Consider the following 16659-nt stretch of genomic DNA (forward strand, 5'->3'; position numbering starts at 1 on the left):
TTCGAGGGGCTCCTGGATGCGCGAAAAAGAGACGCGACGGGGACCAGCGGGTACGGCGGAGGCGTTGCGCGAGGCTGCCAACAGATGTCCTTCCGAGGGCTCGCGGCGGACTGACTACACGCACGCCAGACAACCTCGCAACGTGAGCAAGCGGAGCGGGTCGTCAAAGGGCAGCGCAAAGGGGCAGTGTAGCCGAACGGCACACGCCTGTCCACTTCACTCTCGCTGCATGCTCCACGTTGGTCGCAGCATCGCCCGTTCGAGCGGAAACGTCAAGCCCGCAAGCGCGACTTTCCGCCGACCCAGGGGCCGGACGCTGGGTTTTCTCCCCTGCGTGATCGGACGCCTACCGTCAGGCCCAAGACGATACCCGCGAACGGGGACGGTTAACGCTCCGTCACACCGAGGGTCGAACCCATGCCGACAACCGGTGCTGCTGTGACTCTGATGCCCGGTACTTGGGGTTCGCTAAACCTTATTTTTGGTAACAATTGAACATTGGGACGCGCCCGGTGACTCAAGCCGTACCGATCAAGGTCGACAGCTCGGCCACCAGCCAGCGCGAATCTTGCCGGATCATGACGAGCCTGGCCCGGTTCTGGCTGACCTGTTGCTGTGGTTCGGCCTTGCCGGGGATCTTCTTGACCGTACCCGTGTTCACGAAGAGCAGAACCTCAACTCGATCACCTTCTGCCCGCTCCACACCCGCGTCGGCGACGGCCGCCGTCTGCACCGTCTTCTCCGCCTTGGCCTTGGCGACCAGGGTGGCCGCCAGCTCCTTGTAGTGCTTGGCCAGCTCGCCGGTCGTGTGTCCGGTCGCCCGGGCCAGATCCCGCTCGACCGTCCGGTAGTCGTACGACAGCAGGTCCGGCGCCACCGTACGGGCCGCGGCCATGGCCTCTCTTCCGGCCTCCTCGTCCACGCGCAAGGAGTGCGCGTCGTACCAGAACACTCCTGACACCGCGCCGAGCCCGAGCACCAGGACCAGCAGCGCGATCACGACCGCCCTCACACCACCTGCACCGCCCTCGACACCAACCAGACTCCCTTCTCCTTGGCCAGGTCCATCGACCACCGGTAGAACCGCTCCTGCTTGGGGGTCTTGGAACCGTCCCAGCGGATCTCCACGTCGGCCACGACCAGCACCCGCGCGGTCTCCTCCGTCATCGACACGAGCCCTGTGGCGCGGAGTACGCCGTGCTGGACGACCTTGTTCTTCAGCGTGGTGGACTTGAGTTTGCCCGCGTGGGCCGTGTACTCCTCCTTGGCCACGCCGGTGGAGGTGGCCAGGATGCGCCCCACGTCGGCGTCGACGGTCTTGTAGTCGAGCGAGATCAGGTTGATCGCGTGCGTGCCCGCCGCGTCGAGCGCGGCCCGCCGGTCGTCCGCTCTGGCCTGCTCGGCCAGATCCTGTCCGCGAAGGAACACCACGGCGGCGCCGAGCAGCACCACCAGCAGAACGAGTACGCCGGTCAGGACGCGGAGTGGCCGGGCGGCGGGTTCGTCCACGTCTGCTCACCTCCCGGCTTGGTTGCGCGGATGATAACCCGCCGATCCGTCCCGCAGCCCGGGAAACGACAGAGGCGACATAGGACCCTCACGGAGGCGGGGCGCGTTGTCCTGGCCGGCCTCGATGAGGCAAGCACCTGACAAACGCCGTCAGACGGCCCCCTGAGGCCCGTTGCGCGCACAGCGCGGCATTCTGCCCTTTCCCATCACCGAGGCCGTGGAAAGCGCCTTCTCGGGCCGCCTGGCGGCAGGGCCAGTGGATTCCCCGCGAGTCCGGCGAGGGTCACGAGCCGGTCCAGACCGCCTGCGACAGCCATCGAGACCGGCCGTCGTCAGGAAATGTCATGATCTCTACCTGACGCCGTTGAGGTGGGCGTTGATCAGGCGGGGATACTCTTCCAGCCAGTTGCGCCCGCGATCGTCCACGAAGGAGCCTTGGGGCGGGATGACCCCGTTGGCCGCCAACCAGGTGCCGGGCGGCCGCTGCGTACGGCGGAGCCCGTTGCCGCTCGGCATCAGCTGCGGCGGGATCGGCGGCAGCGAGCCGGGGTCGTGGCCCAGCTGCGCCTCGGCCTCCAACTCGGAGACGTCCTTCTCCTCCGACATGCCGATCGGCCCGTGTTTCCTGGCGTTGAGGAACTGCCGAACCACCGGCTCGTCGCTCGACAGCAGCATCTCGCGCGGCCCGAACATGATCAGCTCCCGCCTGAACAGCAGCCCGATGTCGTCGGGCACCGTACGGGCGGTGTTGATGTCATGCGTGACGATCAGGAACGTCGCCTCGACCTCGGCGTTCAGGTCGACGATGAGCTGGTTGAGATAGGCGGTCCGTACCGGGTCGAGACCCGAGTCGGGCTCGTCGAACAGGATGATCTCGGGATCGAGCACCAGTGCCCTGGCCAGCCCGGCCCGCTTGCGCATGCCGCCGGAGATCTCGCCGGGCAGCTTGGTCTCAGCGCCGAGCAGGCCGACGAGCTCCATCTTCTCCAGCACGATCTGGCGGATCTGCGACTCGCTCTTCTTGGTGTGCTCGCGCAGCGGGAAGGCGATGTTGTCGTACAGGCTGAGCGACCCGAACAGGGCGCCGTCCTGGAACAGCACGCCGAACAGGCGGCGCAGTTCGTAGAGCTTGTTCTCGTTGCAGTTGGCGAGGTCGTAGCCGTCGATCCAGATGTGCCCGCGGTCCGGCCTGAGCAGCCCGACCAGGGTCTTCAGGAAGACCGACTTGCCGGTGCCGGACGGGCCGAGCAGCACCGAGATCTCGCCCGCGGGCAGGGTGAGTGAGACGTCCTCCCAGATGACCTGCCGGCCGAACGATTTGGTCAGCCCGTCGACCACGACTTCGACGCCCATGGGTCACCTTCCATGCGCAGGGGGTAACGTGGCGCACACTTTATAGCGGCGGGCGAGCGAATTGGAACCAGTTCTAATAACTTGTTACTGGTCGGTTATGAGACGCCGAGTCCAGCAACGGGAGGGTGCGGTCCCGAGCCTCTATTCGGCCTGAGGGCCGGCGATCGCTTTCAGGGCCGGGCGGAGGACCCGTGCGATGTCTGCTTGAGGCACTTCGCGTAGCTCGTCGAGTTCGAGCAGTTGATGGCCCACGGTCACGCCCAGCATGATCGTCGTCATCAGCGCCGCCCGCATCCGCGCGTCGTCGCCAGGGATCGACTCGCCGATCTGCTGAATCTGACGGCTCAGTACGGCCCGCGCCGACGCGGCCGCCTCGGGGTGGGTGAGCATCGACCGCATCATGGCCAGGGACCCCTGCGGCAGCTCCCCCATCTTCATGCCGAGGCTGCCGAGGAGCTGTTCGACCAGCTCATCGGTGTCGCCCGGGGCCACGGGCGCCGGGGCCACGCGTACGGCCTGGCTGAACAGATCCTGCTTGCTGCCGAAGTACTGCATGACGAGCGCGGGGTCGACCTCGGCCGCCTTGGCGACCGCCCGGATCGTGGTCCGTTCGAACCCCAGGTCGGCGAAGAGCTTCCTGGCCGCTTCCAGGATCCGCTGCTCGGTCCTGCGGCGGCGTTCCGCCCGTTCGGTCACGCCACCCACTCCGTCATGCCGTTCACTCTACAGGCGTTGACCGTTCGCCTCGTTTCGCTCTACGCTCGTTGAGTCAACGTCCGTTGAGCGAAATGGGGTTCCCATGTCCGTTGCTGGTGTCGTCGCCGCCTATCACGCCGCGATGCTGCACAAATCGGCCGACGAGCTGGCTGATCTCTATGCCGAGGACGGTCTGCACGAGTTCCCGTTCGGCGGGCTGCCGCCGTTCAAGGGCCGGGAGGGGGTCCGGGCGGGGTACACGATGATGTGGGGCGCCATGGAGGCTCTGGTGAAGGAGATCCGCGACGTGGCCATCCGCCAGACCACGGACCCGGAGGTGGTCGTGGCGGAGCACGAGACGGTGGTCACGGTGGCCGATCAAGAGCTGACGGTGCCGGGTCTGCTGATCCTGCGGGTCAGGGACGGACTGATCGTCCACACGCGTGACTATATGGACACCAGCGCCATCGCCCGCGTCCGCGCCGCCTAGCGCGGTGACCGGCTGACGTTCACCGACCTGGCAGAAGCGCCGCCCGCACGTACAAAGCGGCCGGGCCACCGGCACGTGCGCCTGGCCGCGCGGACGGCACGTGTGGGCCCCTCGGTGGGCCGACCCGGAGTGAGCGGACCGACTCTGCGGGCCGGTTTGGGGCGAGCGGCCGAGGGGGCCGACCCTGCCGGGGGCCGACCCGGACCCGGGGGCAACCCGGAACGAGCAGACCGACTCTGGGGGCCGACCCGGGGCGAGCGGCTGACCCGGACCTGGGGGGCCGAACCTGCCGGGGCCGACTCGAAGCGAGCGGGGCCGACCCGGGGGACCGGCCCGGGGGACCGGCCCGGGAGGAGCCGGGCGGCCCCGGCGTTAGGGCAGGGCCTGTGGGCCGCTGTGGTCGGTCACTTGGTGGCGGTGAGGTCGTAGATCGTGGCGTTGCCGACGGTGCTGGCGGTGAACGTCTCCTGCACCCACGCCGCGATCTCGTTCGCGTCGCCGCTACCGCCCGTGCCACTCGTGCCGGTCCCGCCGCGCATACCGCCCATGCCACCACCCATGCCACCACCGATGAAGTAGTGGATCTTCCCCTCGGCCACGTACTGCTTGAACTGGGCGAGTGTCGGCGCCGGGTCGGTCCCGTTGAAGCCGCCCACTGCCATCACCGGCTGACCCGTGGCCAACTGGTATCCGGCGGCGTTGTTCGAGCCGACGGCCGCGGCGACCCAGGTGTAGGCGGAGGCGTTGCTCTTCAGGAGGGCGGTCAGCTCGGCGCTGGGGGTGGCGGACTGGAGCAGCCCGCCCATCCCACCTCCCCGGCCGCCGCGAGCGAAACCACCGCCGCCCATACCGTCAGACCTCGCATTGCCGCCGGTGCCGTCCGGCTGACCGGTACCACCCGGCTGACCGGTAACGCCCTGCTGACCGCCCCTACCGGCGGCGCCTGGCTGGCCGCCCCCGCCGAACCCGCCCGGTCCCATAGCCGCGGGCCCGCGACCTCCGCGAAACCCTCCAGGTCCGCCGAAACCCCCCGTCGAGGGACCCGCCGTGGGGATCGCGCCGGTGTGCGCGGACGCGGCGGTGTCCACCGCGTACGCGGCCGGCCCGGCCAGGCACACCACGACCGCCACACCGGCGACAATCCCCGACAACCGCCGCGACCACCAACCACGTCCCCCGGACCGCACCCCTCCAGGCCTCCCGGACGACGTTCCTACAGATCCTCGAGACAGCACCTCGGCAGGCCTCTCGGACGGCACCCCCACCGGACCCCGAGACAGCACCTCGGCAGGCCTCTCTGATGACCCTCCCGAGGTTGGCGCTCCCGCAGGTCCGGCAGACAGCACCCAGGCGGTTCCCGCCGACGGCTCCCCCACAGGTCCCGCGGACAGCACCCGTTCAGGCCCCTCAGCCGACACCGCAGCGGTCCCCGCAGACGACGCGCCCGTCAATTCCACGGACGAACCGCCCGCCGATCCTTCGGACGGCATGCCCGCCAATCCCTCAGACGGCACCCCAGCCGGACCCGTCTCGACCTCCTGATCACGCCCGACGACCAGGAGCCCCACCGCCGCCGCCAACCCGGCGACGAGCACGATCGGCCCCAGCCAGGAATTCCACTCCGAACTACGCGTCAGCAGAACGTACGCCCACCCAGCCGTAACAGCCGCCGTAAGCGCGAGCACCCGGTTCTCCCGGCGCTCCCAGAGCAGCGCCACCCCGGAACCCACCAGCACCGCGATCGCCGGAGCCAGCGCCACCGTGTAGTACGCGTGGAAGATGCCCTGCATCAGGCTGAAGATCAGCCCGGTCACCACCAGCCAGCTCCCCCACACACCGACCTGCGCCCGTACGGGATCAGTCCGCGGCGCCGACCGCGTCAGCCAGATCGCGGCCACGAGGAGCACCAGCGCTGCCGGCAGCAGCCAGGAGATCTGGCCGCCCGCCTCGGTGTCGAACATCCGCAACCAGCCGGCCTCCTGGTTGAGGTTGCCGAGCCCTCCGTAGTCGCCGCCGTTCAGCCGCCCGATCCCGTTGTAACCGAGCGCGAGCTCCAGCACGCTGTTCGTCTGGGAGCCGCCGATGTACGGCCGGTCGGCGGCGGGCACCAGCGCCACAGCCACCAGCCACCACCCGGCCGACACCAGCATGGCCGCACCCGCGAGCACGAGCTGCCAGAGCCGCCGCCCCAGCGTGGTCGGAGCCGTGATCAGGTAGACCAGCGCGAACCCCGGCAGTACCACGAACGCCTGCAGCATCTTGGCCAGGAACGCGAACCCGATGCACGCCCCCGCCAGCACCAGCCACCGCGTGCCCGCCTTCTCCTGTGCCCGCACGACGCAGTAACCCGCGACGGTCAGCAGCAGCACCAGCAGCGCATCCGGATTGTTGAAGCGGAACATCAGCACCGCCACCGGCGTGACCGCCATGACCGCCCCGCCGAGCAACGCGGCCCACGCGGGGAACCGGCGGCGTACGGCGGCATAGACCATGCCCACGGTCGCCACGCCCATGAGCGCCTGGGGCACGAGGATGCTCCAGGAGTTCAGCCCGAAGATCCTGGCGCTGAGCTCCATCGGCCACAGCGAGGCCGGCGTCTTGTCCACGGTGATGGCATTGGCCGCGTCGGACGACCCGAAGAAGAACGCCTTCCAGCTCTGGCTGCCCGCTTGTACGGCAGCCGAGTAGAACGAGTTCGCCCATCCGGAGGCGTTGAGCCCCCATACGTAGAGCACCGCGGTGGCGGCGAGCAGCCCGGCCAACGCCCATCGATCTCTGACACGCACATCCTTGAACACACTCGAACGCTAAACACGGCCTCTCGCCCTGCGATGAGACGACCATGAGAATCTCGTGAGCTCTGTACGCCAGGCGCCGGCCAGGCAGAAAACACAAAAGAGGCGGCGCACCCGGCACCTGGGTGCAGCCGCCCCTTCTGGGGGTGAAACGCCACAGCGGGCGATTCGGTAATGCTCTTCGAGTGATATGCCTCGAAAGTGTTACTTGACGGTGACGCTGGCGCCGGCGCCCTCAAGGGCAGCCTTGGCCTTCTCCGCCTGCTCCTTGTTGACCTTGCCGTCGAAGACGTTCTTGGGAGCACCGTCGACCAGGTCCTTGGCCTCCTTGAGGCCCAGGGACGTCAGGGCGCGGATCTCCTTGATGACCTGGATCTTCTTGTCGCCGGCAGCCTCGAGGATGACGTCGAACTCGTCCTGCTCCTCAACGGCGGCGGCCTCGCCACCACCGGCGGCGGGGGCGGCGGCAACCGCGACGGGGGCGGCAGCCTTGACGTCGAACACTTCCTCGAACTGCTTCACGAACTCGGAAAGCTCGAGGAGGGTCATCTCCTTGAACGCGTCGAGCAGCTCGTCGGTGCTGAGCTTCGCCATGATGGTTTCCTCCGTATGGATCTTGCGATAACTAGGAACGGGACCGCGGGATTTGCGGCAATCCCCGTACTACTCGCCCGCCTCTTCGCGCTTGGCGCGAAGGGCGTCGGCCAGCTGGGCCATGTTGGTGGGCAGCGCGGCGAACATCGCGGCGGCAGAACTCTGCTTCGCCTTGATGGCGCCGGCCAGCTTCGCGAGGAGAACCTCGCGGGACTCGAGGTCGGCGAGCCTGGTGATCTCTGTAGCGTCCAGCCTCTTGCCGTCAAGGACGCCGCCCTTGATCACCAGAAGGGGATTGGCCTTGGCGAAGTCACGCAGACCCTTGGCTGCCTCGACAACGTCGCCGTTGACGAAGGCGATCGCGGTCGGACCGGCGAGCAGGTCGTCAAGACCCGCGAAACCGGCCTCCGTGGCCGCGATCTTGGTCAGGGTGTTCTTCGCCACGGCGAACTTCGCATTCTCACCAAGAGAAACACGCAGCTGCTTGAGCTGCGCGACGGTGAGACCGCGGTACTCGGTCAGAACGGCCGCAGCGCTGCCTTCGAACTCGCTCCTGAGCTCGGCAACTGCTGTCGCCTTATCCGCCCTCGCCATGGGCCTCCTTCCAGATGTGCCACCGGTGAAGGCCCAGAAATGAGAACGGCCCCGGGCGCAGGGCGCACACGGGGCTCACACACGGAAAAGACCGTGTAGGAAACTCGTATCACACCTGCGCGGGCCGTCCACAGACTGTGGATCCTTCGGTCACCAGGTCTTGAGAACCTGACGACAACCGGCGGTCTTCGGCAACGACCAGAGTACGTCCTGGTCGCCGAGTTTCCAAATCGCTCTCGGTCGGCGACGCTTTCGGCGCCGCACTCAGGCGGCGCCGCTCAGCGATCGTCCTTAGTTGGAGACGTTCTTCGGCAGCTCACCGATCTGGTCGGCGGGCGGCGTCTGGATGTTGACGGCCTCGTTGAACCCCTTGAAAAGCAGGGTGGCGTCCATCGTGGCGCCTTCCTTGGCACCGTTCAGCGCGACCTTGCGCGGCAGGCCATCGCTGCCGACCCAGATGTCGAACTTGATGTCCTTGAGCTCGGCCAGGTTCGAGCGGGCGGCTTCCTGCTTGTCAGCCGGCAACTGCTGCACCGCCGCGTCCACCGGGAACGTCCCGCTGTAGTGGGTGGTGTCCACGCCGCCGACAGTCTCGTTGCCGGCCGCCTTGACGTCCTTGGAGGCCGTCACCATCTTGGTGACCGCCGCCAGGTCGAACTGCTGGATCTGGTCGAGGTACGTCTTGATCTCACCGGGGCCGCCGACCTCGGTCAGCGGCACCTTGATCCACGGCTTCGTCGCGCCGACGAGCTGCTTGAGCGCCTCGACCTTGACGTAGACGGCGTCGCCCTGGAGCACGGCTCGCGCTCCGCCGGGCAGACTCTTGTCGCCCATGTCGATGGTGTCGAGTGTGAGGTCGACGGCCAGCTGCGGCTTGCTCTGGTAGAGCATCCGCCCCTGCACCCTGCCGCTCCCCTCTTGGGGGTGTTTGACGTCGACGACGGCGTCGACGGTGTAGCTGGTGACCTCCGCGGTCTTCTGCGCGGCCTGCGTGAGTACTTCGGACGCGGCCAGGTTGACCTGGATGGGCTGCGCGTTCGTTCCACAACCGGCAACCGTTACCGCGACCAGAGCGGCACCGGCCGCGGCGGTAGCGAGAGAAATTCTGCGCTTCAGCATGTTTTGACCCTACGTGTCGGTGACCCGATTTGCCGTCTTCCCCTGACTTTTCAGGGAAAACCCAGGGTCTTCCCCGACCCGCTTTCCCTCTCGGATCAACATGCTCTCTGCCTCGGCGTCTGTCTTTGCGCGGTGCTCTGATCTTTCTTTCCGGTACGTCACCGCATGCGGTACTCATCCCCCGGTTTCCCCTGCCAGCCGTACCGGATCGCGCTCACCAGAAGGCACACGCCGCAACGGAGGCAGGCCGCAACATCGAAAAGACCGCCCACGAAAGCACCGCGACAGAGGCCCCACGAGGCCCCCGTGAGGCGCGCCAACACCGGTGGGCCGCATGACCGACGCGGGCGCGCCCATGGGCGCCATCCACGCGAAACGCACGCCACCGAAGAGCTCCCAAGGAGTCACGCCTCAGTGGAGGCAACACGCGACAGCGAAAGACAGGGAAGCACCGCGACGGAGACCGCCCGCGAGGCTCCTGCGGATGTCGACGGTAGCGCGGCGACCGAACGAGCGCACGCCACGGCGGAGGCTACTCGTAGGAGCGCGCCGCATCCGACGACATCCGCGGGGCGCACAATGTCCGCACGCGCGGAGGCTCCCATGAGGGCGGCGCTACCTACCGGCCGCACGACTCTGCGCGCAGCGGACGCCCCCATGGGCAACGCGCCGCAGCGGAGGACGCGACGAACAGCGGGCGCTTGTGGCCGCCAACCGTCCGAAGCGAGCCCGGGAACGCAACAAGCCCCCGCCGAAGTCGGCGAGGGCCAGGTGGTGCGATGAGCGCCGGAAGCGGGGCTTCTGGCGGTCGGGGTTCGCTACGCGTCCAGGTCGGCGGTCAGGCCGCGCGTGAGGTTGGGGTCGACGGGGACGCCGGGGCCCATGGTCGTGGAGAAGGTGACCTTCTTCAGGTAACGACCCTTGGCAGCCGACGGCTTGAGCCGGAGCACCTCGTCAAGGGCGGCGGCGTAGTTCTCGATGAGCTGGCGCTCGTTGAACGACGTCTTGCCGATGATGAAGTGCAGGTTGGCCTGCCGGTCCGTACGGAACTCGATCTTGCCGCCCTTGATCTCGGTCACAGCCTTGGCCACGTCGGGCGTCACGGTGCCGGTCTTGGGGTTGGGCATGAGGCCACGCGGGCCGAGGACACGGCCCAGACGGCCGACCTTGCCCATGAGGTCAGGGGTGGCCACAACGGCGTCGAACTCGTTGAGCCGGTTGCCCTTGGCGATCTCGTCGATGAGCTCGTCGGCGCCGATGATGTCGGCGCCCGCCTCGCGGGCCGCCTCGGCACGGTCACCGGTGGCGAAGACCAGGACCCGGGCGGTCTTGCCGGTGCCGTGCGGGAGGTTGACCGTGCCGCGCACGATCTGGTCGGCCTTGCGAGGGTCGACGCCCAGTCGCAGCGCCACTTCGACGGTGGCGTCGAACTTGGTGGTGGACGTCTCCTTGGCCAGCTTCGCGGCCTCGACGGGGGCGTAGAGCTTGTCGTGGTCGACCTTGGCCGACGCGTCCTTGTGCGCCTTGCTGCGCTTCATGTCTGTCTCCTTGTGGTGTGCGGGCCGGTGTACGGCCCTCCCACTGATCGGGTGCGGGTTGGAGCCGGAAACCGGCTCTCCCACGGATCGCGGTGTGGGCCAAGGTGCTGGCCCTCCCGCGGATCGGGAAGGTCTTAGTCGGCGACGGTGATGCCCATCGACCGGGCGGTGCCGGCGATGATCTTCTCGGCCGCGGCGATGTCGTTGGCGTTGAGGTCCGGCATCTTGGTCTCGGCGATGCTGCGGAGCTGCTCGCGGCTGAGCTTGCCGACCTTCTCCTTGTGCGGGGTCGGGCTGCCCTTGTCGAGACCCAGAGCCTTCTTGATCAGCTCGGGCGCCGGGGGCGTCTTCGTGATGAAGGTGAAGCTGCGGTCTTCGAAGATCGTGATCTCAACGGGGATGATGTTGCCCCGCTGGGACTCCGTGGCAGCGTTGTACTGCTTGACGAAGTCCATGATGTTGACGCCGTGCGGGCCGAGGGCGGTACCGACCGGCGGCGCGGGCGTGGCCTGGCCAGCGGGCAGCTGCACCTTTACCAGCGCCGCGATTTTCTTCTTTGGAGGCATGATCCTTCTCCGGGTCCTGAGAATGGTGTTGCAAACCCCCACGGGCGTGCGGACCCCAGAACACAGGGGTCACCGTCCACGCGTGTGGGGACGACATATCAGCTTACGTGATCGTCTTAGATCTTCGAGACCTGGTTGAACGACAGCTCGACCGGAGTCTCACGACCGAAGATCGAGACGAGCACCTTGAGCTTCTGCGACTCGGGGCTGATCTCGCTGACCGAGGCGGGCAGGGTGGCGAACGGGCCGTCCATGACCGTGACGGACTCGCCGATCTCGAACTCGACGGTCGGTCCTGTGCTGGTCTTGGCCGAGGACTTCTTGCTCTCCTCGGTCGGCTCGGGCGCCAGCAGCTTGGCGACCTCGTCGAGGTTGAGCGGGCTCGGCTTGTTGGACAGGCCCACGAAGCCGGTCACACCGGGCGTGTTGCGCACGGCGGCCCAGGACTCGTCGGTCAGCTCCATGCGCACCAGCACGTAGCCGGGCAGCACCCGCTCCTTGACCGGCACCTTCTTGCCGCTCTTGAACTCCTGGACGGTGTGCGTCGGCACCTCGACCTGGAAGATGTAGTCCTCCATGTTGAGAGACACGTTGCGGCTCTCGATGTTGGACTTCACCCGGTTCTCGTAGCCGGCGTAGGAGTGGATCACGTACCACTCGCCGAGCTGACCACGGAGTGAGCGCTTGAACTCTTCGACCGGGTCGACGTCAGGCAGGATGTCACCGTCTTCGTCGACGGCGGGAGCCTCGTCGGCGACCTCGTCATCGTCGCTCTCGTCGCTGTCCGCGACGTCGGCGTCGAACTCGTCGACGGTCTCCTCAGCGGCCTCGGCGGCCTCTTCCGGCTCGGTGTCCCACTCCTCGCGGGACTCGTCTGCCGGCACTGAAGACTCGGACACGGTGACTTTTCCTCTTTCGTCGAATCGAATGGCGACCCCGTCGGCCGAAACCGGCGGTGTCCGGATCAGGATCCGCCGAAGACGCGGAGGACGGCCCAGCCGAGCGCGGCGTCGAGCCCGTACACGATCCCAACCATGATCAGAACGAATACCAGAACGACCGTGGTGTAAGTGATGAGATCCTTGCGTGTCGGCCAGATGACCTTACGCAGCTCGGTGACTACCTGCCGGTAGAAAAGAGCCGGCGAGGTGCGCGTCTTCTTCTCGCCACTAGGCTTGCCTGCGGTCTCGCCGCGCGTGTCGATCGCCACAGTCCTCACCTGAATCTGTCGTATCCAACGCAGTTTGCGGCGCGCTTACACGCCATTGCGCGGACCGCACTCGCAGGGCACGAGGGACTCGAACCCCCAACCGCCGGTTTTGGAGACCGGTGCGCTACCAATTGCGCCAGTGCCCTATGTCGCCAACCACACTACCCTGATCAGCTCACTGCCTGGACCGAACCGCACGTCGACATGCGGCGGCACGACCAGGCGAAAGTGTATCGGGGTTATGCCCACTACGTCGAACCAAAAGTCGATCGCCCAGGTCACGGGGCTCATGACAGCATGGACCCATGTCCACCCGACCTCGAATCTCCACCCGAATTTCCGCGATTTCCGAATCCGCCACGCTCGCCGTGGACGCCAAGGCGAAGGCGATGAAGGCGGCCGGCCGCCCGGTCATCGGCTTCGGCGCCGGTGAGCCCGACTTCCCGACGCCGGACTACATCGTCGAGGCGGCGGTCGCCGCGGCGCACGACCCCCGCTTCCACAAGTACACCCCGGCCGGCGGCCTGCCCGAGCTCAAGAAGGCGATCGCCGCCAAGACGCTGCGCGACTCGGGCTACCAGGTCGAAGCGTCGCAGGTCCTGGTCACGAACGGCGGCAAGCAGGCCGTCTACCAGGCGTTCGCCACACTGCTCGACCCGGGCGACGAGGTCCTGGTGGTCGCTCCCTACTGGACGACCTACCCCGAGGCGATCAAGCTGGCCGGCGGCGTCCAGGTCGACGTCGTCACGGACGAGACGACCGGCTACCTCGCGAGTGTCGAACAGCTCGAAGCGGCCCGCACCGAGCGCACCAAGGTCCTGCTGTTCGTCTCGCCGTCCAACCCGACGGGCGCCGTCTACTCACGCGAGCAGACGGAGGCGATCGGCCGCTGGGCCGCCGCCAACGGCCTCTGGGTCGTCACCGACGAGATCTACGAGCATCTCGTGTACGACGGAACGGAGTTCACCAGCATCGCCACGGCCGTCCCCGAGCTGGGCGACCGGGTCGTCATCCTCAACGGCGTGGCCAAGACGTACGCCATGACGGGCTGGCGGGTGGGCTGGCTGATCGGCCCGTCCGACGTGGTCAAGGCCGCGACGAACCTCCAGTCGCACGCCACGTCCAACGTCTCGAACGTGTCCCAGATGGCCGCTCTGGCCGCCGTCTCCGGCGACCTGTCGGCCGTGGCGGAGATGCGTGAGGCCTTCGACCGCCGCCGCCGGACGATGGTCCGGATGCTCAACGAGATCCCGGGCGTGCTCTGCCCGGAGCCGAAGGGGGCGTTCTACGTGTACCCCTCGGTCAAGGAGCTGATCGGCAAGGAGCTGCGCGGCCGTCGGCCGCAGTCGTCGGCCGAGCTGGCCGAGCTGATCCTGGAGGAGGCGGAGGTGGCGGTGGTTCCGGGCGAGGCGTTCGGCACGCCCGGATATTTCCGACTTTCGTACGCCCTGGGGGACGACGACCTGGCGGAGGGCGTCAGCCGCCTGGCCAAGCTCCTCGCCGAAGCCCACTGACCGGACCGCTCATCGGAGGCCCAGGCCGCGAGGGTCAGCCGACTCCCGCGGCCACCTTCTCGATATCGCGGGCCAGTCCGGGCGTGGCGCCGATGTAGACCGCGGTGCCCGGCCTTTCCAGCCACATGAAGTTGCTCAGCCCGCCCCGCGTACGCCAGCGCAGGGCGGGCTTGCCGTGGTACGCGCCCAGGCTCGACCGGCTGACCAGCGTGGCGAACCGCTCGGCGCCATGCACCCCGCACACCACGGCGACGAGCAGTTCCTCGTCGTTCCTGCGCCATCGCACGCCCTTCACCTTGAGCTGCTCGCGCAGTGACTTCACCCGCGCGAACGTGCCCGCGCGTTCCACCCCCGCGGGCAGGTTCACGATGTCGAGCTCTCCGGAATCGCAGGTCAGAGACGTGTTCGTCAGCTCGGCCCGGCTTGGCTCCGGTGTGACCGTGTCCGCCTCCTGATCCGCCTCCGGCACGGCGGGTCCGCCGCACGCGGTCAGCGCGAACACGAGGAAGACCGCTGCCAGGCGTCGCATCAGCCCCCCATGACTTCGAGTGAAATACCGCAGAAAAGGTCCCTAGTCTCCTACAGGAGCCTTGACCGAGGCGGCAACACGAAGGAGTTCGTCACTCAAGGACTCGCTGACCCGGATCCAGGCTCCGGTGCCCGTGCGCTCCAGCCAGACGATCATCAGGCCGCCCCCGGGATACCTGCCGACCAGGGCGGGTCTACCGCGGACGGTGGTGTCCCTGGGGGTTCGCAGCGAGATCCGCCGCTGGTAGGTGAGCCAGTCGGCGGCCACCGGGCCGTGCTCGACCCGTACCTCGACGTACCCGCCCGGCTTCGTCTTGGGGGCGAATCTGGCCCAGGCGCCCTGGTCGGGTTCGATCGCTCCCCCGTCGGCGCGATCCAGCCCGGCGGGCAGGTAGGTGAGCCAGAAGTCGTTCGAGACCACCGCGATCCGGGCCGACGCGCTGGAAGCGGTGACGGTCACCCCCCGGACGGGCGCCGGTGCGGGTGCCGGGGCAGTCGCCCCACCCGCGACCGGCGAAGGCCCGTCGGTCCGTACCGGTGGGGGCGCCCCCACCGGTACGGGATGCACCTGCCCGAATCCGGAGGAGAACAGCCCATAGATGATCGAGGCAGCGACCCCGAGCGCCAGGAACGCCAGCATCGCGCGCAGCGCCTGACCGCTGGTCCCGCCCTCCGGCATCATGCACGGTAGATCCCCGGTCTGATCTCACCCGTACCCCCCGTTCACTTGACGGGTTCGATCCCTTCGGCGATCTTCTTCAGCTCGACCCGTGCGTCGACCTTTTTCGCATAGTCCGGGCTGATGTACACCTCGACCGCCAGCCCCTTGCGCAGTGTCCAGCCGATGGTGCTCGTCGAGACGTTGTCGCCCTCGGCGGCGACTTCACCGCCTTCGGTGACCTTCGTCAGGTAGGCCCGCTTACCACCGATGTCGGTGGTTTCGGCGCCCTCGCTGGGGTACCTCGCCAACTGCTGCGCGATCTGCTTGCTCGCCTCATCCACGAACACGACCACCTGAAAGGCGTAGAGGCCCTCTTCCTGCCCAGGCTCCTTGAAAGTGGTCGTATAGCTCGTCTTGCCGAAGCCGTTCTTGCCCGACCACCTGCCCCATTCGAGCCCGTCGGGGAGGTAGCCGACGTGGATGCCGCCGAACTTCCTGCCGTCGCCCAGGTCGCCGAGATCCTGCGGCATCGACGACGCCAGGGCGACGGTGAGCCGCACGTTCGTCCCCTTCGCCACTTCCTGGCCCGCAGCGGGGTCCTGCACCTGAACCAGACCCTTGGCGGTGGCCGTCTCCGGGTCCTCGACGACCAGTCCGGCCTGCTTCAGCGTCTCGATCGCCTTGGCGACGGGCATGTCCCTGACCTCCGGGACGATCACCGCGTCCACCACGGCCCGGTCCGGGCCGGTGGCGGTGTGCTGGGTCTTGGCGGGTTCCGCCGAGTTCAGCATCGCCGGTACGGTCACGGCGACCAGCGCGGTGGCGAGGGCGGCGCCGGCCGTACGGATTCTGATCACGTGCGCGCGGTGGCGGCGGCGCACGTCCCGGCCCAGTGACGGTGTGGCCTGAACGTCGGCGACGTGCGCGGCCATGGCCTCGGCCAGGGCGTCTTCAACCTTCATCGGATCGCTCCTTCTGCGACGGTCATGCGTTCGCGGATCTTGGCGAGGCCCCGGGCCGCCTGGCTCTTCACCGTGCCGAGCGAGCAGCCGAGCAGCGACGCGGTGACCGCCTCCGACTGGTCCTCCCAGTAGCGCAGGACGATCACCGCCCGCATCTTCGGCGGCAGCCTGCGCAGCTCCTCGATGAGCGTGTCGCGCAGGTCCAGGTCGGGGGAGTTCGCGGCGGTGTCGGGCGGCCGGGCGAACGTGATCTCCTGTACGACGCGCCGCCGCCGCGCCCGGCTGATCGCCGCGTTCACGACGACCTTCCGCGCGTACGCCTCGGGGTTGTCGTGCCGGATCCGCCGCCAGTGCCGGTAGACCTTCTCCAGAGCGTGCTGGACCAGGTCCTCGGCGTCGTGGTGGGTGGCTCCGCAGACCAGGATCGCGGTGCGTAACAACGATGTGCTGCGGGCGGCAAGGAACTCGTCGAATGCCGTTTCGTCTTCATCCGTCATGAGCGGGGTCCCCTTTCGCCCCTCCCAACGCGC

Annotated in this window: 18 protein-coding genes and 1 tRNA gene; 2 read left to right on the forward strand and 17 right to left on the reverse strand. The window is 67.9% G+C overall.

Annotated elements, in window-relative coordinates; all coding sequences use genetic code 11:
• Positions 1-517: 517 nt before the first annotated feature.
• The 4 genes from AB0B91_RS58060 to AB0B91_RS58075 form a co-directional block, all read right to left on the reverse strand.
• On the reverse strand, positions 518-1012 hold the full coding sequence (locus AB0B91_RS58060) for a hypothetical protein (RefSeq protein WP_358340614.1): 495 nt from the start codon (positions 1010-1012) through the stop codon (positions 518-520).
• Complete coding sequence (locus AB0B91_RS58065; protein WP_358340616.1) at positions 1009-1509, reverse strand: hypothetical protein; 501 nt, start codon at positions 1507-1509, stop codon at positions 1009-1011. The genes AB0B91_RS58060 and AB0B91_RS58065 overlap by 4 nt, the downstream gene beginning before the upstream one ends.
• Before the next feature lie 351 nt (positions 1510-1860).
• Complete coding sequence (locus AB0B91_RS58070; protein WP_358340618.1) at positions 1861-2862, reverse strand: ABC transporter ATP-binding protein; 1002 nt, start codon at positions 2860-2862, stop codon at positions 1861-1863.
• A gap of 141 nt (positions 2863-3003) precedes the next feature.
• Complete coding sequence (locus AB0B91_RS58075; protein WP_358340620.1) at positions 3004-3558, reverse strand: TetR family transcriptional regulator; 555 nt, start codon at positions 3556-3558, stop codon at positions 3004-3006.
• Positions 3559-3661: 103 nt separating this feature from the next.
• Between AB0B91_RS58075 and AB0B91_RS58080 the strand changes: the two genes are divergently transcribed.
• Complete coding sequence (locus AB0B91_RS58080; protein ID WP_219534849.1) at positions 3662-4048, forward strand: nuclear transport factor 2 family protein; 387 nt, start codon at positions 3662-3664, stop codon at positions 4046-4048.
• A gap of 404 nt (positions 4049-4452) precedes the next feature.
• On the opposite strand, the gene AB0B91_RS58085 is transcribed toward AB0B91_RS58080, so the two are convergent.
• From AB0B91_RS58085 to AB0B91_RS58125, 9 genes are all read right to left on the reverse strand, one after another.
• The gene (locus AB0B91_RS58085) at positions 4453-6846 is read right to left on the reverse strand and encodes a glycosyltransferase family 39 protein (protein ID WP_358340623.1); all 2394 of its coding nucleotides are present in this window, start codon (positions 6844-6846) and stop codon (positions 4453-4455) included.
• Between the two features lie 201 nt (positions 6847-7047).
• A complete protein-coding gene (gene rplL, locus AB0B91_RS58090) occupies positions 7048-7437 on the reverse strand; it encodes a 50S ribosomal protein L7/L12 (RefSeq protein WP_225293990.1) in 390 nt (129 codons plus the stop codon).
• Between the two features lie 69 nt (positions 7438-7506).
• A complete protein-coding gene (gene rplJ / locus AB0B91_RS58095; protein ID WP_358340625.1) occupies positions 7507-8031 on the reverse strand; it encodes a 50S ribosomal protein L10 in 525 nt (174 codons plus the stop codon).
• A gap of 291 nt (positions 8032-8322) precedes the next feature.
• Positions 8323-9150 carry an LppX_LprAFG lipoprotein gene (locus tag AB0B91_RS58100; RefSeq protein ID WP_358340626.1) on the reverse strand — a complete coding sequence of 276 codons (828 nt, stop codon included), beginning with the start codon at positions 9148-9150 and terminating at the stop codon, positions 8323-8325.
• Positions 9151-9968: 818 nt separating this feature from the next.
• On the reverse strand, positions 9969-10688 hold the full coding sequence (gene rplA, locus AB0B91_RS58105) for a 50S ribosomal protein L1 (RefSeq protein WP_358340628.1): 720 nt from the start codon (positions 10686-10688) through the stop codon (positions 9969-9971).
• A 134-nt stretch (positions 10689-10822) separates the two neighbouring features.
• A complete protein-coding gene (rplK, locus tag AB0B91_RS58110) occupies positions 10823-11254 on the reverse strand; it encodes a 50S ribosomal protein L11 (RefSeq protein WP_358340630.1) in 432 nt (143 codons plus the stop codon).
• Positions 11255-11370: 116 nt separating this feature from the next.
• A complete protein-coding gene (nusG, locus tag AB0B91_RS58115) occupies positions 11371-12153 on the reverse strand; it encodes a transcription termination/antitermination protein NusG (RefSeq protein WP_358340632.1) in 783 nt (260 codons plus the stop codon).
• A 65-nt stretch (positions 12154-12218) separates the two neighbouring features.
• Positions 12219-12464 carry a preprotein translocase subunit SecE gene (gene secE / locus AB0B91_RS58120; RefSeq protein ID WP_214643290.1) on the reverse strand — a complete coding sequence of 82 codons (246 nt, stop codon included), beginning with the start codon at positions 12462-12464 and terminating at the stop codon, positions 12219-12221.
• A 73-nt stretch (positions 12465-12537) separates the two neighbouring features.
• Positions 12538-12610: transfer RNA gene (locus AB0B91_RS58125), tRNA-Trp, on the reverse strand.
• 159 nt (positions 12611-12769) lie between these two features.
• Here AB0B91_RS58125 and AB0B91_RS58130 point away from each other — a divergent pair.
• Positions 12770-13978 (forward strand): pyridoxal phosphate-dependent aminotransferase, encoded by a 1209-nt coding sequence (locus AB0B91_RS58130; protein ID WP_358340634.1) that lies wholly within the window; start codon positions 12770-12772, stop codon positions 13976-13978.
• Positions 13979-14012: 34 nt separating this feature from the next.
• Here AB0B91_RS58130 and AB0B91_RS58135 read toward each other — a convergent pair whose 3' ends face one another.
• From AB0B91_RS58135 to AB0B91_RS58150, 4 genes are read right to left on the reverse strand one after another with little or no spacing between them, the layout of a single operon-like run.
• Complete coding sequence (locus AB0B91_RS58135) at positions 14013-14507, reverse strand: hypothetical protein (protein WP_358340636.1); 495 nt, start codon at positions 14505-14507, stop codon at positions 14013-14015.
• Between the two features lie 42 nt (positions 14508-14549).
• Positions 14550-15188 carry a hypothetical protein gene (locus AB0B91_RS58140; protein ID WP_358340638.1) on the reverse strand — a complete coding sequence of 213 codons (639 nt, stop codon included), beginning with the start codon at positions 15186-15188 and terminating at the stop codon, positions 14550-14552.
• A 41-nt stretch (positions 15189-15229) separates the two neighbouring features.
• Positions 15230-16129: a PASTA domain-containing protein gene (locus AB0B91_RS58145; protein ID WP_358340640.1), complete on the reverse strand. Its 900-nt coding sequence runs from the start codon at positions 16127-16129 to the stop codon at positions 15230-15232.
• The gene (locus AB0B91_RS58150; protein WP_358340642.1) at positions 16126-16626 is read right to left on the reverse strand and encodes a SigE family RNA polymerase sigma factor; all 501 of its coding nucleotides are present in this window, start codon (positions 16624-16626) and stop codon (positions 16126-16128) included. Before AB0B91_RS58150 ends, AB0B91_RS58145 begins: the two co-directional genes overlap by 4 nt.
• Between the last annotated feature and the right edge of the window lie 33 nt (positions 16627-16659).

Source organism: Nonomuraea sp. NPDC049141 (assembly GCF_040648415.1).
In the GTDB taxonomy this organism is placed as follows: domain Bacteria; phylum Actinomycetota; class Actinomycetes; order Streptosporangiales; family Streptosporangiaceae; genus Nonomuraea.